This window comes from Novosphingobium sp. RL4 (genome assembly GCF_035658495.1).
Classification (GTDB): domain Bacteria; phylum Pseudomonadota; class Alphaproteobacteria; order Sphingomonadales; family Sphingomonadaceae; genus Novosphingobium.
The window spans coordinates 3,586,488-3,603,468 of the sequence record NZ_CP141944.1; the positions used below are offsets into that span (position 1 = coordinate 3,586,488).

Genomic DNA, 16,981 nt, shown 5'->3' on the forward strand with positions numbered 1-16,981 from the left:
GGAGTATCGTCAATCGCATTATAGAACGATGCGGCGCAGGAAGGTGGCCGCGCCAGCTTGTGCGCGGCGCTGCAGCATCCTATGGGCTCGCTCATTCATGAATGCGGGCTATGGGAGCATCAATGGCCGCCAACTCCAAGACCTCGGCGCTGATGGCGCGGGGATGCGAATTTCTCGGCAGCGAATATGCCATCCTGTGCGGCGCCATGTCCTGGGTATCCGAACGCAATCTCGTCTCGGCCATCAGCAATGCCGGCGGCTTTGGCGTCATTGCATGTGGTGCGATGAACCCCGAGCTCCTCGACAAGGAGATCGAAGGGACGCGCGCCCTGACCGACAAGCCTTTCGGTGTCAACCTCATCACCATGCATCCGCAGCTCTTCGAGCTGATCGCGGTCTGCGCGAAGCACAAGGTCGGCCATGTCGTGCTGGCCGGCGGCATTCCGCCCAAGGGCAGCGTCGAGGCGATCAAGGAATCGGGCGCCAAGGTGATCTGCTTCGCGCCCACGCTGGCGCTGGGCAAGAAGCTGCTGCGCTCCGGCGCCGACGCGCTGGTGATCGAGGGCATGGAAGCCGGCGGCCACATCGGCCCGGTTTCCACTTCGGTGCTGGCCCAGGAAATCCTGCCCGCGCTCGCCGCCGACAACCTCGTCTTCGTGGCGGGCGGTATCGGCCGGGGCGAGGCCATGGCCGGATACCTGGAAATGGGCGCGGCGGGCGTGCAGCTCGGCACCCGTTTTGCCTGCGCAAGCGAATCCATCGCTCACGCCGATTTCAAGAAGGCGTTCTTCCGGGCCTCGGCACGCGATGCGGTTGCCTCGGTGCAGGTCGATCCGCGCCTGCCGGTGATCCCGGTGCGCGCGCTCAAGAACAAGGGCACCGAGGAATTCACCGCCAAGCAGATCGAAGTCGCCAAGCGCCTCGATTCCGGTGAACTGGACATGGGCCAGGCGCAGCTTTCGATCGAGCACTTCTGGGCAGGCGCGCTGCGCCGCGCGGTGATCGACGGCGACGTCGAGAGCGGCTCGGTCATGGCCGGCCAGTCGGTGGGCATGGTCAGCAAGGAAGAGCCGGTCGCGGACATCATCGCCGCCCTCCTGGCCGAATCCGAAGCGGCGCTTTCCAACCGCTCCGCTGCCTGAGGCCCGAACCAATGGCTGAACCGCTGATCCTCGCGCTGTCCTGCACCGACCGTCCCGGCATCGTCGCCCGCGTTACCGGCTACCTCGCGCAGGCGGGCGGCAACATCATCGAGGCGCAGCAGTTCAACGACCTCGAGGAAGACAAGTTCTTCATGCGCGTGGCCTTCGATCCGGGCTCCGCGGATCGCGAGGCGTTCAGCGAAGGGTTCGGCGCGATCGCGCACGAATACGGCATGGCCTGGTCGATGACCCGGCGCGACCGCCCGCGCCGGGTGCTGCTGCTGGTCAGCAAGTTCGACCACTGCCTCGCCGACCTGCTCTACCGCCAGCGCATCGGCGAAATGGCGATGGAAGTGGTGGGGATCGTCTCCAACCACCCGCGCGAGGCGATCAACTCGCTGATGATCGGCGATATCCCGTTCCATCATCTGCCCGTCACGCGGGACACCAAAGCCCATCAGGAAGCGCAGATCCGTGCGCTGGTGAACGAGACCCGGGCCGAACTGGTGGTGCTGGCGCGCTACATGCAGATCCTCTCGGACGAGATGGCGGCCTTCCTTTCGGGGCGCTGCATCAATATCCACCACTCGTTCCTGCCGGGCTTCAAGGGCGCCAAGCCCTATCACCAGGCCCATGCGCGCGGCGTGAAGATGATCGGCGCCACCGCGCACTACGTCACCGCCGACCTCGACGAAGGCCCGATCATCCACCAGGACGTGGAAACCGTGACTCACGCCGATACGCCCGAGGACATGGTCCGCAAGGGCCGCGACATCGAGCGCCGCGTGCTGGCAGAGGCCGTGCGCCTGCATCTTGAGGACCGCGTGCTCCTGAACGGTTCGCGCACGGTGGTCTTCCGAAGCTGACACTTGCAGGGCGGCGATCATCGTTCGATGGTGCCGCCTCTGCCAGGGGAGAGAGCCCATGCCCGTCAACGGTGTCGATCACGTCAATATCCTTACCGACGATCTTGAGGCGACCGCCTCGTTCTACGAACGGGTGCTCGGCCTCACCCGCAGCGACAATCCCACGATCGCCAAAGGCATCGCCGGCTACTGGATGCGCGATGCGGCGGGCCATGCGATCGTCCACCTCGTGGACCGCACCACCGCGCCGGGCCGCTACGACGAATACCGGCCCGGACAGCCGACCAACGCGCTCCACCATTTCGCCCTGCGCTGCTCGGGCTTTGCCGAAACGGTGGCCACGATCGAGCAGCTCGGCCTTGCGCACCGGGTGATGGAACACCCCGGCCTCGGCCTGCGGCAGGTGTTCCTGGTGGACCCCAATGCGGTGAACCTCGAACTCAACTTCCCCGGAGACTGAAATCCGGCATTCCGGCAAGCAGGCCCTCGCCATGGCCTTCGCGGTTGGGTAGCCTTGGCGGCAACCACCTGATTTCAAGACCGGAGCGCTTTTCGATGTGTGACGATTTCACCGCCGAGGCCGAAGACGCCAACCTTGCCCGGCGCGGGCTCAATCGCCGGCAGTTCGCCGCGATCGGCGCCGGCGCGGCGGCCGGAGCCGCCCTTACCGGCTGCACCAACGTGATGAAGCTGCGCGGCGCCAATGCGCTGAACGAGCGGATGGTCTCGATCACCACGGCGGACGGCGTGGCCGACGCCTTCTTCGTCCACCCGGCCAAGGGCAGCCATCCCGCCGTCATCCTCTGGCCCGATATCGCCGGCCTGCGCGAGGCGAAGAAGATCATGGCCCGCACGCTCGCCGCCGAAGGCCACGCCGTGCTTGTCGTGAACCCCTATTATCGCGGCGAGCCCGCCCCCGTGTTCGAAAGCTTCGCCGCCTTCCGCACGCCGGAAGGGCAGGCCAAGGTCGCTCCGCTGCGCGCCGCGCTCACGCCCGACGCCATCACCCGCGATGCCCGTGCCTATGTCGCCTTCCTCGATGCCCAGAAGGCCGTGGATACGAAGCGCGGGATCGGCAGCAACGGCTATTGCATGGGCGGCCCCTTCACCGTCCGTACGGCGGCGGCAGTACCGGGACGGGTCCGCGCGGCGGCTTCCTTCCACGGCGCCGGCCTCGTCACCGACCAGGACGACAGCCCCCACCGCCTTCTGGCGCGCACGCAGGCCTCCTATCTCTTCGCCATCGCCCGCAACGACGATGCGAAGCAGCCGGACCAGAAGACCGACCTGAAGCAGGCCGCCTCCGCCGCCGGACGCCCCGCCGAAGTCGAGGTCTACCCCGCCGATCACGGCTGGTGCGTGCCCGATTCGCCGGCATGGGACCCGGATGCGGCGGACAAGGCATGGCAGCGGATGCTCGCGCTCTACGCCGCGCTCTAGCCGCCGAACGTCGCCCGATCGTCACTTGCCCGTTAACGCCGGGTTACAATAGGCGCGTCCACGGTGTAGGAAGCGCTCGGGCCGCCTGGTCCGCTTAAGGGATTTATACCTCGAAAATGGCCAATGATTCCGGCCGGCGCCGCTCCTCCAGCGGGCCTTCCTCCCCTGCCAAGAAGAAACCCCTCTGGCGCCGAATCGTTCGCGGCGTCCTGATCTGGGGCTCTGCACTTGCCATTCTGGGCGTGATCTTCCTGGGCACCGCCGTCGTCTTCACGATGAGCGAGCTGCCGGAATACGATTCGCTCAAGAGCAGCCAGAACGGCCAGATGATCGTGGTCCGCGCGCGGGACGGGACGGAACTCGTCTCGCTCGGGCCGAGCTACGGCAAGTGGCTGAGCTACGACCAGATTCCCGCCGTCATGAAGGGCGCGATGGTCTCGGTCGAGGATCGCCGCTTCCGCGAGCATATCGGCGTTGACGCGCTGGGCCTGCTGCGCGCCGTCTACGTCTCGACGACGACGGGCGGCCGCGCCAAGGCAACCTCGACGATCACGCAGCAGCTTGCCCGCAACGTATTCCTCAACAACAGCCGCTCCTTCACGCGCAAGGCGCGCGAAGCGGTGCTGGCGCTGGCGCTGGAACGCAAGTTCACCAAGGACCAGATCCTCGAACTCTACCTCAACAAGGTCTATTTCGGCGGCGGCGCCTATGGCATCGACGCGGCCAGCCGCAAGTTCTTCGGCCATCCCGCCACCGAACTCTCCACCGCCGAGGCCGCGATCATCGCCGGCCTGGTGAAGGCCCCTTCGAACTATTCGCCCACCGCCGACGTCGCGGCCGCCAAGGACCGCGGCGAAGTGGTGCTGGGCCTGATGGTCAAGAACGGCGCGATCACGCAGCAGGAAGCCGATCAGGCCGACATCGCCGACGTGAACGTGGTCCATGAAAAGGGCCAGAACGCGGTCCGTTATTTCACCGACTGGGCCCTGCCCCAGCTCGACACGCTGCTGCCCGACACGAACGAGCCGATCGAGGTCTGGACCACGCTCGATCCGAAGATGCAGCAGGCGGCCACCAGTTCGATCGTCGCCAACGTGCCCAAGGGCGCGCAGGGCGCGCTCGTCAGCCTCGACCGCGACGGCGCCGTGCTGGCGATGGTCGGCGGCACGGACTACGTGAATTCGAACTATAACCGCGCCACCACCGCGATGCGCCAGCCCGGCTCGGCGTGGAAGCTGTTCGTCTACCTCTCCGCGCTCGAAGCCGGCTACACGCCGGACGACCGCGTGGTGGACGAACCGGTGACGATCGACGGCTGGAGCCCGCAGAACGACGGCCGCAACTTCGCCGGCCAGATCGATATCCGCACCGCCTTCGCCTATTCGAAGAACACCGTCGCCGCGCAGCTCGGCAACGAGGTGGGCTTCGGCACCGTGGCCTCGATGGCGCGGCGCTTCGGCATCACCACCCCGATCAACACCAAGCCCGCCATGGTGCTGGGCACCTCCGAAGTGCGCGTGATCGACATGACCCGCGCCTTCGCCGCGGTTTCCGCCGGCGGCACCTCGGTGGAGCCCTATGGCATCGTCAAGGTGACGACGTCCTCGGGCGAAGTGCTCTACGAACACAAGTCGGTGCGCGGACAGGTTCTGGTGCCGCCCAACGTGGCCGCCGGGATCACCGACCTGCTGCAGACGACCGTGGCCACCGGCACCGGCCGCGCCGCGCAGATCGGGCGCCCCGTGGCGGGCAAGACCGGCACCACCAGTTCGAACAAGGACGGCTGGTTCCTCGGCTTCTCCAGCGGCATCACCACCGGAGTCTGGATGGGCCGCGACGATGCCCGCCCGGTCGGCGGCCTTTCCGGCGGCCATGCCCCGGCACGCGCCTTCTCCGATTACATGAAGGTCGCGGTGGCCAAGCGCCCGGTCGAACAGTTCGACACCGAGGTGAAGCTGCCCGAATGGCAGCTCGAACCCGACGACGAGGCGATGCAGGGCAACCCGAACGACTATTACTACGTCGACGAGAACGGCAATATCGTCCAGCCCGGCCCGGATGGCCAGGGCGCGGGTCAGGGCCCGGACGGCCAGCCGCGCTACGAGGATGGTTCGGTCGGTCCCGGCCCCGGCCCCGGCCAGCCGCAGATGCCCGACTATGGCCCCGCACAGTCGCCGCCGCCGGCCGCCAACAGCGACTTCCTCGACCGCGCCACCGGGCGCGGCCAGCAGGACGATCCGGGCCTTCGCGCCGGACAGGGACTGGGGACGGGCGCGCCCCGCCCAACCGCCGGCACTCCCCGCCCCGCCGCCACGCGCAGCCCCGCCCCGGTCGCCACCCGCACGCCGGGCAACTGACCCTGGCGACAGGAAAACAAAAAGGCCCGGAGACAGCTCCGGGCCTTTTTCGTTGGAAGACGCCGCACACTTCCATGTGCAGGGCGTGGCCTTACTGAAGCGTCACGCCTTCATCGTCGCCGTCGTCGCTGCGGCGGCCGAAGAACTGCATGAGCTGGACCAGCAGTTCGCAGCGCAGCGGCAGGCTGTCCGCTTCGAGCAGGGCCTGCTTGGCGGCGGCATCGAACGGCGCGATCTGCGAGACGCCGTTGATGAGCGACTGGTCGTCCAGCCGGCCGACCTGGTCCCAGTCCACCGCATAACCCTGCGCATCGGCGAAGCGCTTGGCCTCGCGCTCGAAGCTGGCGCGTTCGATCGGGGCCAGCACTTCGTCCTCGCGGTCAGGCAGGAGCTCGGCTTCGACCTGCCGGAACGGGGTCGTCACATCGAGTTCGCGCAGCACGCGGAACCGCGATTCGCCGGTGAGCAGGATATTGAACCGCCCATCCTCCAGCGCCTCGACATCGCCGATCCGCCCGAGGCAGCCCACCGCGTAAAGCGGCGCGCCTTCCTGCGGGCGTTGCGGCTGGATCATGCCGATTCGCCGATCCCGCGCGAGCGCGTCGCTCACCATCGCCCGGTAGCGGGGCTCGAAGATGTGGAGCGGCAGTTGCAGCCCCGGATAGAGCACCGCGCCCGGCAGCGGGAAGATGGTGATCCGCGCCACCGTCAACCGAACAGTACGGTGGAGAGCTTGCGGCGCGTGGCGGAGACCCAGGGGTCCTCAAGGCCGGTCACCTCGAAGATCTGGAGCAGCTTGGCGCGGGCGGCGCCTTCGTTCCACTCGCGGTCGGCGGCGACCATGCGCAGCAGCACCTCCGCCGCGGCATCGCGTTCGCCGGCGGCGAATGCGGCATTGGCGAAAGCGAACTGCGCCTCCATGTCGGCGGGACGCTCGGCAGCGGCGGCGCGCAATGCGGCAAGCTCGCTGTCCTCGGGCTTGTCCTTCGCCAGCGCCAGCGCGGTGCGGGCGCGTTCCAGCAGCGGATCGGCGGCAAGTTCGCCTTCGAGACTGTCGAGCACCTGCCCGGCCTCGTCGATGCGGCCCGCCAGCACCAGCGCGCGCACGAACCCGGCCAGCACTTCGGCATTCTCAGGCGCGAGTTCGAGGATCTGCATGAAGGTCGCGGCGGCACGCTCGCCGTCACCCTCCGCCAGCGCTTCCTCGCCCATGGCGATCAGCGGCGCGATATCGTGCTGCGGCTCGGCCCCGCCCGGCTGGACCGGCAACTGCGACAGCAGCTGGTCGAGGGTGGCCTTCAGCTGCGATTCGGTGCGCGCACTGGTAAGGTCCGCCACCGGTTGCCCCTGGAAGATCGCATAGACCGTCGGGATCGAACGCACCTGGAACTGCGATGCGATGAACTGCTCTTCATCGACATTCACCTTGGCAAGGATCACGCCCTTGTCGGCATAGTCCGCCGCCACTTTTTCCAGCACCGGGGTGAGCGCCTTGCACGGCCCGCACCATTCGGCCCAGAAATCGAGAATCACCAGCTGCGTCATCGACGGTTCGGCCACTGTCTTGCGGAACCGGTCGACCGCCTTCTGTTCGTCGAGGTTGAGACCCATGCTGGCCAAGGTATGTGCTCCCGTGAAAATCGAATGGCCCCCTAGATCGTCTCTCGGGACAGATTTGTGAAGGGTTCATGTCCGGTTAGGTGCCGTTTAGGTGTCGTTCTGTCATGCTTCGAAAAATTCTTTCGATTTTCCTCTTGCGGCCTCCAAAAGGCACTGCTAGTGGCGCGCCTCCACCCCGGACCTGCCGGACACTCCAGCAGGTCTTGAACGTCAGAGCGGGCGTAGCTCAGGGGTAGAGCACAACCTTGCCAAGGTTGGGGTCGAGGGTTCGAATCCCTTCGCCCGCTCCAGTTCACATAGGGATTTCCGGTTCGCCGGACGTCTCCAAACGCCAGAGCGGGCGTAGCTCAGGGGTAGAGCACAACCTTGCCAAGGTTGGGGTCGAGGGTTCGAATCCCTTCGCCCGCTCCAGTTTCCTTCGGTGGAAAATCCAGACATTCCAGGAACCTGCATCCACACCTCGTGGATGTCCTGATTCGCCTGCTCATACGCCGTGAACCCTGTTCGCCTAATCTCGCCGTGGCTTTCGCGGAGGGGAACGTGAGCGGACTGGAAGCGCTGCTGATCAAGGCAAGAGGCGCGGCGAAAAGAGGCGAGACGGAAGCGGCGCGGGCGTTCTACCGCGAGGCGCTGGACCGTTTTCCCCGCAACGGCCGGGCAAGGTCGGCGCTCCTTGCGCTCGAAGCTGCCAACACCGATCCGCCGCCCGCCGAAATCGACCAGATGGTATCCGCCTATCGCTCCGGCCGCCTCGAAGATGCGGTGCGTGAGGGTGCCCGGCTCGCCGCGGCCTTTCCGCAGAGCTTCACCGTCCACAACCTGCAAGGCGCGGCGCTGCTCGCGCTCGGCGTGCTTCCGGCCGCCGAAGCCGCATTCCGCCGCGCCATCGCGGCCGATCCCGAAGCGGCAGCCTGCTGGAACAACCTTGCCATCACCTTGCGCCGCCAGAACCGGTTCTCCGAAGCCGAGGACATCTACCGCAAGCTGATCGCCCGCCACCCCCGCTATGCCGACGCGCGCTTCAATCTCGCGAACCTGCTGGACGCGCAGGAACGCCCGGCGGAAGCCGAAGCGGAGTTCGCCGAAACCGTCGCCCTCGATCCGGGCTATACCGAGGCCCATTACAACCTCGGCAACCTGCTCGCAAAGCGCGGCGCCCGCGCCGAGGCCGTCTCGGCCTACCGGCGCGCCGTGGCGCTGCGGCCCGGCCATGCCCTAGCCTATAACAACATGGGCGGCGAACTCCTGCTGCTGGGCCGCCTGGACGATGCCCTGGGCGCCTATGACAGCGCGCTGGAGGCCGACCCCGGCAATACGCAGGCCATCGTCAATCGCGGCAAGGCGCTCGTGCTGAAAGGCGACCTGCCTGCCGCCATCGCCGCCTTCCGCAAGGGCTGGGACCTCGATCCTGCCGACCGCTCCGCGCTGCTCCAGGCCCTGTTCGAGGAAGCCCACATCTGCGACTGGAGCAACCGCACCGAATTCGCGCTGACCGACGCCCCCTCGGCCGCAGCCGTCCAGCCGTTCGCGGCACTGCCCTTCGTGGACGACCCCGCGCACCAGTACCGCCGCTCGCTCGCCTGCGCGGCCGTGAAGTTCGCACCGCCCCCGGCGACACTGCCCGAACCGCCCCCTGCGGCGGACGGCCGAATCCGCGTCGGCTACTTCTCCGCGGACTTTCACGACCATGCAACGATGTACCTGATGAGCGGCCTGTTCCGCGAGCATGACCGGGCGCGCTTCGATATCCGCCTCTACAGCTACGGCCCCCGCTGCGATGGCGACGCCTCGCGGATAGCCCTGCGCGGCCATGCCGACGCCTTCACCGAGATCGGCGACCTGACCGACGCCGAGGTCACGGCGCTGGCAAGAGCGGACGGGCTGGACATCGCCGTCGACCTCAAGGGCTACACGCGCGGCACCCGCACCGCGATGTTCGGCGGGCGCCTCGCCCCTGTGCAGGTCAGCTACATGGGCTATCCCGGCACCATCGGCCACCCTTGCATGGACTACTTCATCGCCGATGCCGCAACCGTGCCTCCGGGCGGCGAAGCGTGGTTCACGGAGAAGATCGTGCGCCTGGCCCATTGCTATCAAGCCAACGACGAGCGCCGCTCGATCGTGGCGGACAGCAGAGGCCGCGCCGGCTGGGGCCTGCCGGAGCGCGGCTTCGTGTTCTGCTGCTTCAACCACACCTACAAGATCGGGCCGGGCGAGTTCGATATCTGGATGCGCCTTCTCGATCAGGTCGAAGGCAGCGTGCTCTGGCTGCTGCGCTCCAACCGCTGGGCCGAGGAAAACCTGCGCCGCGAAGCCGGGCTGCGCGGCATCGATGCGACGCGGCTGGTGTTCTCCGCCGGAGTGCCGCATGGCGAACATCTGGGCCGCCTCGCCCTGGCCGACCTGTTCCTCGATACCTTCGCCGTCAACGCCCATACGACCGCAAGCGATGCGCTCTGGGGCGGATTGCCGGTGCTGACGATGCCCGGCCGCCAGTTCGCCGCGCGGGTTGCCGGAAGCCTCGTGCGGGCGGTGGGCCTGCCCGAACTGGCCGTGCCGGACCGCGACGCCTACGAAGCCACGGCCCTCGCGCTCGCGCACGATCCGCGCGGGATGCGGCACTTGCGCCAGCGCCTTGCCGCGAACCGGCTCACAAGTCCGCTGTTCCGCACCGTTTCCTATACCCGGCGGGTGGAGGCGGCCTTCGAGGAGATGCACAGGCGAAGACTGGCAGGGCTTGCACCGGATCATTTCGAAGTGCCGTGAAGGGAAGGCCCGCGCTTCGGCCATTTCGGAAAATCTCCGCCTGGCGCGCGCGCCAAGCTCCCCCCTTCCCCTTCGGCGAGCCGAATGGCACACCCGATCCTGCAAGCATAATATCAAAAAAGAGTGGGATCATGGACGCTGGGCAAATCTACGCGGCGAAGCTGACGACGGCCGACCGGGCAGTCATGGCCATCGAAAGCGACAGCGACCTGGCGATGGGCATGGCGGTGGGCGAACCACCCGCGATCCTCGCCGCCCTTGCACGCCGGGCCGAGGCGGGAAAGCTGAGCGACTTGCGCGTCTGGTATCTGCTTTCGCAGGTCCATTCCGGATCGACGATCCTGCGCCGCGAACTGCTTGCCCGCATCCGCCCCCGGTGCCTGTTCATGAGCGGTGTCGAGCGGGCGCTGATCAAGGCCGATCCCGCCGCCGAAGCGCTGATAGACTTCGTGCCATGCGCCTTCAGCGGCTCGCCCCGGCTGCTGCGTGACGAGATCGAACTCGATGCCTGCGTGCTTGCCGTATCGCCGATGGACGAGAACGGCTTCTTCAGCTTCGGCGCCGCGAACGATTACACCTCGGTCGCCGCGCATTGCGCCAGGACGGTGATCGTGGAGGTGAACCCGGCGATGCCGCGCGTCGCCTGCTCGACCCCGCTCCATGTCTCGCAAGTCTCGGCCATCGTCGAGAATCACGTGCCGCTGCTTTCGTTCGGCGCGGCGGCCGGCTCCCCCGAAGACGAGGCCATCGCCGCCCTGATCGCCGAGATGATCGACGACGGTGCCTGCCTGCAGATGGGCATCGGCAATCTCCCCGCCGCCGTCTGTCGCCGTATCGAGGACCGCCGCGATCTTGGCATCCACACCGAGCTGCTCACCCCCGCCATGGCCGGACTGGTCCACTCCGGCGCGGTCTCCAACCGCCTCAAGACGACGCATCCGGGCCGCAGCGTCTATTCCTTCGCGATGGGCGACGAGCCGTTCTACCGCTGGATGGACGGCAATCCGCAAGTCTACTCGCTGCCGGTGGACGTGGTGAACGACGCTTCGGAGATCGCCCGCAACGACAATGTCGTCTCCGTCAATGCAACGATCCAGGTCGACCTGCACGGCGCCTGCAATTCGGAATTCATGGGCGGCCGCCAATATTCCGCCGCAGGTGGCCAGCTGGACTTCGTGCGCGGTGCAAGCGCATCGAAAGGCGGCGTCTCGATCATCGCCTGCCGCTCCACCGCCCAAGGCGGCACGGTCAGCCGCATCGTGCCGAAGCTGGACGGCCCTGTCACGACACCGCGCAACGATGTGCACTGGATCGTCACCGAACACGGCGCCGCCAACTTGCGGGGCAAGACCCTGCGCGAACGGGCGGAATTGCTGATCGGACTGGCGGACCCGAAGTTCCGCGACGAATTGGCGAGAGGACTCTAGGCGGCGATCTTCCCGGTTTCGAGGAAGCCTCGCGGCTGCTCTTTGCTGGCAAGCTGGCGGAACTGGCCGCAGCGCTCGCCCCATGGCCAGCCGACTTGCGCGATCATCTGCTGGAGCTGGCCCAGCTCCGCGCCGAGGACTGATACGAAAAAGGCGGCGCTCGCCGCGCCGCCTTTTCCTGTTCGATCTGTGCGGCCGGTCAGGCGGCAGCGTCGAGCCCGTATGCGGTGTGCAGCACGCGCACCGCCAGTTCGGTCTCGTCCGTGTCGATCAGGACCGAAACCTTGATCTCGCTGGTCGAGATGGCGATGATGTTGATCCCGCGATCGGCCAGCGTCTTGAACATGGTCGAGGCGACACCGGCGTGGCTGCGCATGCCTACACCGACGACGCTGATCTTCGCGACATTGCTGTCGGCGATCATGCGGTAGTAGCCGATCGTCTCCTTGCGCTCTTCCAGCAGCGCCTGCGCACGAACGAGGTCGGCCTGCGGCACCGTGAAGGTGACGTCGGTCTCGCCCTTGTCCTTGGCGACGTTCTGGATGATCATGTCGACGTTGATGTTCGATTCCGCGAGCGGCGCGAAGATTGCCGCCACGGCGCCGGGACGGTCGGGCACGCGGGTCAGCGTGACCTTGGCTTCGTTCTTGTCGGCGGCGATGCCGGTGATCAGCTGGCGTTCCATGTCGCTTCCTTCCAGTTCTTCGTCGCTCACGATCATCGTGCCGGGCAGGGTATCGGCGGCGGGCGCGTTCTCGTCGATGAACGAGGACAGCACCTGGACGCGCACCTTTTCCTTCATGGCCAGCGAGACGGAGCGGGTCTGCAGGACCTTCGAACCGACAGAGGCCAGTTCGAGCATTTCTTCATAAGTGACCAGCGGCAGCTTGCGCGCCTTGGCCACGATACGCGGGTCGGTGGTGTAGACGCCGTCGACATCGGTGTAGATGTCGCAGCGGTCGGCCTTGACCGCCGCCGCCACGGCAACCGCCGAGGTATCCGAACCGCCGCGGCCGAGCGTGGTGATGCGGCCATCGGGCGAAACGCCCTGGAAACCGGGGATCACCGCAATCTCGCCGGCAGCCATCGAGGCCAGCAGGGCGTCGGAATCGAAGTCCTCGATGCGCGCCTTGGCGTGGGCATCGTCGGTCTTGATCGGCAGTTGCCAGCCGAGCCACGAACGCGCCTTGCAGCCCATCGCCTGAAGCGTGAGCGCCAACAGGCCCGAAGTGACCTGTTCACCCGCGGCGACGACCACGTCATATTCCGCCGGATCGTAGAGGGCATTGGCTTCGCGGCAGAAGTTCACGAGGCGGTCGGTCTCGCCGGCCATGGCCGATACGACGACGGCGACTTCGTGGCCCGCTTCCTGCTGGCGTTTTACAATGCCCGCCACGCGCCGGATTCGCTCGGTTCCGGCCATCGAAGTGCCGCCGAATTTCATCACGATACGTGCCAAGGTGCCACTGCTCCCCGTCGGTTTGTGCGCAGAGAAAGGATGCGCGTGTGGATAAGAGTCGGGCGCGCTGTTAGGAGGGAGCGATGAACAATGCAACTGCTTCGAACACGCCTTCTCGCGCAACAATCGATCCGAAAGAGGCTGCTCACTTCGGTTCGCTGGCGGCGGAATGGTGGGATCCCAAGGGTTCCTCGGCCATGCTGCACAAGCTGAACCCGGTGCGCCTTGGCTTTATCCGCGCCGAGATCGACCGGCACTTCTCCACCGACTCGCGCATGCTGCGCCCGCTTTCGGGCAAACGCGCGCTCGACGCGGGCTGCGGCGCGGGCCTGCTGTGCGAACCCCTTGCCCGTCTGGGCGCGGCGGTGACGGGTGTGGATGCGGCCGCCGAAAACATCGCGGCGGCCAGCGCCCACGCCGCGGCGATGGGGCTTCCCATCGATTATCGCCACGGTGAACTGGGCGCGCTCGGCCTCTCCGGCTTCGACCTCGTCTGCTCGCTGGAAGTGATCGAGCACGTTACCGACAAGGCACTGTTCATCGGCCAGCTCGCAGATGCGCTGGCGGACGACGGGCTGATGTTCCTTTCCTGCCCCAACCGCACCCCGGCCTCGCGCCTGCTGCTGGTCGAGGCGGCGGAACGGCTGGGCAAAGTCCCGCGCGGCACGCACGACTGGAAGGAATTCGCCACGCCCGACGAATTGCGCGATCTTGCGGATGGCGCCGGGCTGGTGCTCGGCGAGCCGAGAGGCATCGCCTGGTCGCCGACGGCGGGGCTGCACCTGTCGGACGATCTGTCGCTGAATTTCATTGCCACGGCGCGGAAGAAATAAGGAATCAGGCAGGGGCCATCGCCCCTGCACCCTGTTGCTACCAAGGGCGCGCGTCAGGCTTTCCTATGCCCTCGATAACCGCCCGGGCCTGCGCCTCGCGCTCCTGCCACGAACCGCCGATCCGCGAGAACGGCACCCCGGCCCGCACCAGCATCTCCTCCGCCAGGGCGGCAAAATGCGCGCGCCTCTCGTCCGAGCCGAAGAACCGCGTGCCATCGTCCCGCCACGGAACGTCCGGCGCGAACAGAAGGTAATGGTCCGCCTTGGGATAGCGAAAAAGCACATCCGGCACTTCCCCGAACAACATCTGCGCCCATGCGGCGGTCATGAGCTGATCGGTGTCGAACAGGAGCACAGGAGGGCGGGCCGCCATGGCCTTTCGGTTTGCCTCGGCCTGTCCCTCGGCAATGGCGAAAAGGTCCGCCATCGTCAGGTCCGTGCCGTTTTCCTCGCAATACATGCGGCCGTATTCCGGCACCCAGGGATAGCCCAGCCGCTCGGCCAGCACCGACTTGCCGGTGCTTTCCGCGCCGTGGAGGCAAACGGTGATCATGCGGCTTCGGCTTTCTCCGCCGCGATCCATTCGCGCAGGCCCAGCACCGACATCGCCAGCAACACCACGTAGAGCGCGGCTGTCGGCCACAATTCCTTGTAGAGGTAGACCCCGATCGAAGCCACGTCGATCGCGATCCACAGCACCCAGTTCTCGATACGGCGGAAACCGAGCAGGATCTGCGCGGCGATGCTGGCTCCGGCAATGGCGGAATCCGCATAAGGCAGCGAGGCGTCGGTGAACTTGTGCATCACCCAGCCGAGGTTGAGCGCGAGCGCGGCCGTTCCCATCACCCAGAGCAGCCGCGCAAAATTCCCCAGGCGGCGCACCGGCACCCGGCTTTCACCGCCGCCCGCGCGCACCCACAGCACCCAGCCCCAGATCTGCGCGGCAAAGAAGAAGACCTGCAGCCCTGCCTCGCCGTAAAGTTTCGCATCCCAGAACACCAGGAAGTAGAGCGCGACCATGGCCATGCCGAACGGGTAATTCCACACGCTGCGCCGCACGAGGAGCGCGATATTGGCAAGGCCCAGTGCCGCCGCCGCCCATTCGATCGGATTCATCGCGATGCTTCAGCCGTTCTGCCTGATGGTCATGAGCGCCGGCGCCGTCAGCCGAGCGCCGCTTCCCATTCGGATTCCTTGAAGCCGACCAGCAACCCGCCGGAAAGCTCGACCACCGGCCGCTTGATGCAGCTGGGATTGGCGGCCATGATCGCAACCGCCCTGGCCGCATCGATATCGGCCTTGTCGGCATCAGGCAGCTTCCGGAAAGTAGTCCCGGCCCGATTCAGCAGCTTTTCCCAACCGACCTGAGCCACCCACTTCTGAAGCAGGGCCGCATCCGCGCCTTCCTTCTTGTAGTCATGGAAGGTGTAGTCTGCGCCTCGTGCCTCAAGCCACTTCCGCGCTTTCTTGACGGTGTCGCAGTTGGGGATGCCGTAGAATTCGAGGCTCACGTCGTCACGTCCTTCGGAAGTGGGATACCCGCGGCGAATCGCAGGTGAACAGGGTGTAGCTCTCGTAGTAGCCTTCCCGCCCGCGCTTTTGCACGACGATATGTTCGGCATGGCGGGCCCAGCCGCGCGCGGAAGGTTCGTCATCCCATTCGGACATCGCGATCACTTCGCCGTCGTCGCTCACGTAGCTCTTGAAGGAGATGAAGCCCGGCTGCTGCCGTGCAAGCACTTCCATATGGTCGGCGTCGGCCACATAGGCCTCCGCGTCGATGTCGGTGCGTTTGCGGTTACGGAAAACGACAAGAAACATGGCAGACCCTGTTGTTCAATTTTGACCGCTCCTAGCGCCGACCGTTCGCGCCGGACAAGCGCAGGAACAACCGCTTCCGCTGAAATTCCGGTCATGCACCCATAACGGGACGATCCGCGCGCATGCTTCTGTCGCGCGCGCGAGGCTGGACAAACCGATGCTTGCGCGACAAAGCGCCCGGATGAGCGTGAACACCTTCGGACGCCTGCTGCGTTTCACCACCTGGGGCGAAAGCCATGGGCCGGCCATCGGCGCCGTCGTCGACGGGTGCCCGCCGGGCCTCGCCATCGACGAGAGCGTGATCCAGCCCTTCCTCGACGCGCGGCGCCCCGGCCAGTCGAAATTCACCACGCAGCGACAGGAGCCGGACCAGGTCCGCATCCTTTCCGGCGTGTTCGAAGGCAAGACCACCGGCACTCCGATCTCGCTGATGATCGAGAACGTGGACCAGCGCTCGAAGGACTATTCCGAGGTCGCCAAGGCCTATCGCCCCGGCCATGCCGACTACGCCTATGACGCCAAGTACGGTTTCCGCGATTATCGCGGCGGCGGCCGCAGCTCCGCGCGCGAAACCGCCAGCCGCGTGGCGGCGGGCGGCGTGGCACGGCTGGTGATCCCGGAAGCGACGATCCTTGCCTATGTCTCCGAGATCGGCGGCGATGCCATCGATATGGCGAACTTCGACGCGGCCGAGATCGGCAACAACCCGTTCTTCTGCCCCGACGCGGAGGCTGCGAAGCGCTGGGAGAAGATCGTCGACGATGCGCGCCTTGCCGGTTCCTCGGTGGGCGCGGTGGTGGAATGTGTCGCCACCGGCGTTCCCGCCGGCTGGGGCGCGCCGCTCTACGGCAAGCTCGATGCAGACCTTGCCGCCGCCATGATGGGCATCAACGCGGTAAAGGGCGTGGAAATCGGCGACGGTTTCGCCGCCGCGCGCCTCACCGGCGAGCAGAACGCCGACCCGATGCACCCCGGCGCGAATGGCCCCGAATTCAGCGCCAATCACGCGGGCGGCATTGCCGGCGGGATTTCCACCGGCCAGCCGGTGCTGGTGCGCGTGGCCTTCAAGCCGACCAGTTCGATCCTGACGCCGCAGCCCACGATCAACCGCGAAGGCGAAGCGACCGAGCTGTTCACCAAGGGGCGTCACGACCCCTGCGTCGGCATTCGCGGGGTTCCCGTGGTCGAGGCGATGATGGCGCTGGTGCTGGCGGACCACAAGCTTCTGCACCGCGGACAGTGTGGCTGAA

Annotated in this window: 17 protein-coding genes and 2 tRNA genes; 12 read left to right on the forward strand and 7 right to left on the reverse strand. The window is 66.6% G+C overall.

All coding sequences use genetic code 11. The features are described 5' to 3' along the window. Nucleotides 1-122 precede the first annotated feature (122 nt). The 5 genes from U9J33_RS17265 (at nucleotide 123) to U9J33_RS17285 (ending at nucleotide 5,805) form a co-directional block, all read left to right on the forward strand. Nucleotides 123-1,142 (forward strand): NAD(P)H-dependent flavin oxidoreductase, encoded by a 1,020-nt coding sequence (locus tag U9J33_RS17265; protein WP_054439482.1) that lies wholly within the window; start codon nucleotides 123-125, stop codon nucleotides 1,140-1,142. Between the two features lie 11 nt (nucleotides 1,143-1,153). Next, nucleotides 1,154-2,008, forward strand: coding sequence for a formyltetrahydrofolate deformylase (gene purU / locus U9J33_RS17270; protein ID WP_054439481.1), 855 nt, complete (start codon nucleotides 1,154-1,156; stop codon nucleotides 2,006-2,008). A 58-nt stretch (nucleotides 2,009-2,066) separates the two neighbouring features. After that, nucleotides 2,067-2,468, forward strand: a complete 402-nt coding sequence (locus U9J33_RS17275; RefSeq protein ID WP_324696978.1) for a VOC family protein — start codon at nucleotides 2,067-2,069, stop codon at nucleotides 2,466-2,468. A gap of 95 nt (nucleotides 2,469-2,563) precedes the next feature. Next, nucleotides 2,564-3,448, forward strand: coding sequence for a dienelactone hydrolase family protein (locus tag U9J33_RS17280; protein WP_324696980.1), 885 nt, complete (start codon nucleotides 2,564-2,566; stop codon nucleotides 3,446-3,448). Nucleotides 3,449-3,564: 116 nt separating this feature from the next. Further along, nucleotides 3,565-5,805 (forward strand): PBP1A family penicillin-binding protein, encoded by a 2,241-nt coding sequence (locus U9J33_RS17285; protein ID WP_054439475.1) that lies wholly within the window; start codon nucleotides 3,565-3,567, stop codon nucleotides 5,803-5,805. A 91-nt stretch (nucleotides 5,806-5,896) separates the two neighbouring features. Here the strand turns inward: U9J33_RS17285 and U9J33_RS17290 are convergent, their stop codons facing one another. Further along, entirely contained in the window at nucleotides 5,897-6,511 is a 615-nt protein-coding gene (locus U9J33_RS17290) for an LON peptidase substrate-binding domain-containing protein (RefSeq protein ID WP_054439473.1), read from the reverse strand. A gap of 2 nt (nucleotides 6,512-6,513) precedes the next feature. Then, nucleotides 6,514-7,416: a tetratricopeptide repeat protein gene (locus U9J33_RS17295; protein ID WP_324699081.1), complete on the reverse strand. Its 903-nt coding sequence runs from the start codon at nucleotides 7,414-7,416 to the stop codon at nucleotides 6,514-6,516. A 224-nt stretch (nucleotides 7,417-7,640) separates the two neighbouring features. Here U9J33_RS17295 and U9J33_RS17300 point away from each other — a divergent pair. The 5 genes from U9J33_RS17300 to U9J33_RS17320 all read left to right on the forward strand — a co-directional run bounded on the left by U9J33_RS17300 (nucleotide 7,641) and on the right by U9J33_RS17320 (nucleotide 11,761). After that, a tRNA-Gly gene (locus U9J33_RS17300) sits at nucleotides 7,641-7,715 on the forward strand. Nucleotides 7,716-7,761: 46 nt separating this feature from the next. Beyond that, a tRNA-Gly gene (locus U9J33_RS17305) sits at nucleotides 7,762-7,836 on the forward strand. Nucleotides 7,837-7,965: 129 nt separating this feature from the next. Continuing rightward, the gene (locus tag U9J33_RS17310; RefSeq protein WP_324696984.1) at nucleotides 7,966-10,191 is read left to right on the forward strand and encodes a tetratricopeptide repeat protein; all 2,226 of its coding nucleotides are present in this window, start codon (nucleotides 7,966-7,968) and stop codon (nucleotides 10,189-10,191) included. Between the two features lie 131 nt (nucleotides 10,192-10,322). After that, on the forward strand, nucleotides 10,323-11,618 hold the full coding sequence (locus tag U9J33_RS17315) for an acetyl-CoA hydrolase/transferase family protein (protein WP_324696986.1): 1,296 nt from the start codon (nucleotides 10,323-10,325) through the stop codon (nucleotides 11,616-11,618). A 53-nt stretch (nucleotides 11,619-11,671) separates the two neighbouring features. Beyond that, on the forward strand, nucleotides 11,672-11,761 hold the full coding sequence (locus U9J33_RS17320; RefSeq protein ID WP_324699082.1) for a hypothetical protein: 90 nt from the start codon (nucleotides 11,672-11,674) through the stop codon (nucleotides 11,759-11,761). Nucleotides 11,762-11,817: 56 nt separating this feature from the next. On the opposite strand, the gene U9J33_RS17325 is transcribed toward U9J33_RS17320, so the two are convergent. After that, nucleotides 11,818-13,077 carry an aspartate kinase gene (locus U9J33_RS17325; RefSeq protein ID WP_054439468.1) on the reverse strand — a complete coding sequence of 420 codons (1,260 nt, stop codon included), beginning with the start codon at nucleotides 13,075-13,077 and terminating at the stop codon, nucleotides 11,818-11,820. 83 nt (nucleotides 13,078-13,160) lie between these two features. On the opposite strand from U9J33_RS17325, the gene ubiG reads away from it, so the two are divergent. Next, nucleotides 13,161-13,910: a bifunctional 2-polyprenyl-6-hydroxyphenol methylase/3-demethylubiquinol 3-O-methyltransferase UbiG gene (gene ubiG / locus U9J33_RS17330; protein WP_054439467.1), complete on the forward strand. Its 750-nt coding sequence runs from the start codon at nucleotides 13,161-13,163 to the stop codon at nucleotides 13,908-13,910. Between the two features lie 37 nt (nucleotides 13,911-13,947). Here the strand turns inward: ubiG and U9J33_RS17335 are convergent, their stop codons facing one another. From U9J33_RS17335 to U9J33_RS17350, 4 genes are read right to left on the reverse strand one after another with little or no spacing between them, the layout of a single operon-like run. Continuing rightward, nucleotides 13,948-14,463 carry an ATP-binding protein gene (locus U9J33_RS17335; RefSeq protein ID WP_324696988.1) on the reverse strand — a complete coding sequence of 172 codons (516 nt, stop codon included), beginning with the start codon at nucleotides 14,461-14,463 and terminating at the stop codon, nucleotides 13,948-13,950. Beyond that, nucleotides 14,460-15,026: a nicotinamide riboside transporter PnuC gene (gene pnuC / locus U9J33_RS17340; RefSeq protein WP_054439466.1), complete on the reverse strand. Its 567-nt coding sequence runs from the start codon at nucleotides 15,024-15,026 to the stop codon at nucleotides 14,460-14,462. Before pnuC ends, U9J33_RS17335 begins: the two co-directional genes overlap by 4 nt. A 47-nt stretch (nucleotides 15,027-15,073) precedes the next feature. Continuing rightward, nucleotides 15,074-15,421, reverse strand: coding sequence for an ArsC family reductase (locus U9J33_RS17345; protein ID WP_324696991.1), 348 nt, complete (start codon nucleotides 15,419-15,421; stop codon nucleotides 15,074-15,076). Between the two features lie 4 nt (nucleotides 15,422-15,425). After that, nucleotides 15,426-15,731, reverse strand: a complete 306-nt coding sequence (locus tag U9J33_RS17350) for an antibiotic biosynthesis monooxygenase family protein (protein WP_054439462.1) — start codon at nucleotides 15,729-15,731, stop codon at nucleotides 15,426-15,428. A 181-nt stretch (nucleotides 15,732-15,912) separates the two neighbouring features. Between U9J33_RS17350 and aroC the strand changes: the two genes are divergently transcribed. Beyond that, nucleotides 15,913-16,980 carry a chorismate synthase gene (gene aroC / locus U9J33_RS17355; RefSeq protein ID WP_054439460.1) on the forward strand — a complete coding sequence of 356 codons (1,068 nt, stop codon included), beginning with the start codon at nucleotides 15,913-15,915 and terminating at the stop codon, nucleotides 16,978-16,980. Nucleotide 16,981: the final 1 nt, after the last annotated feature.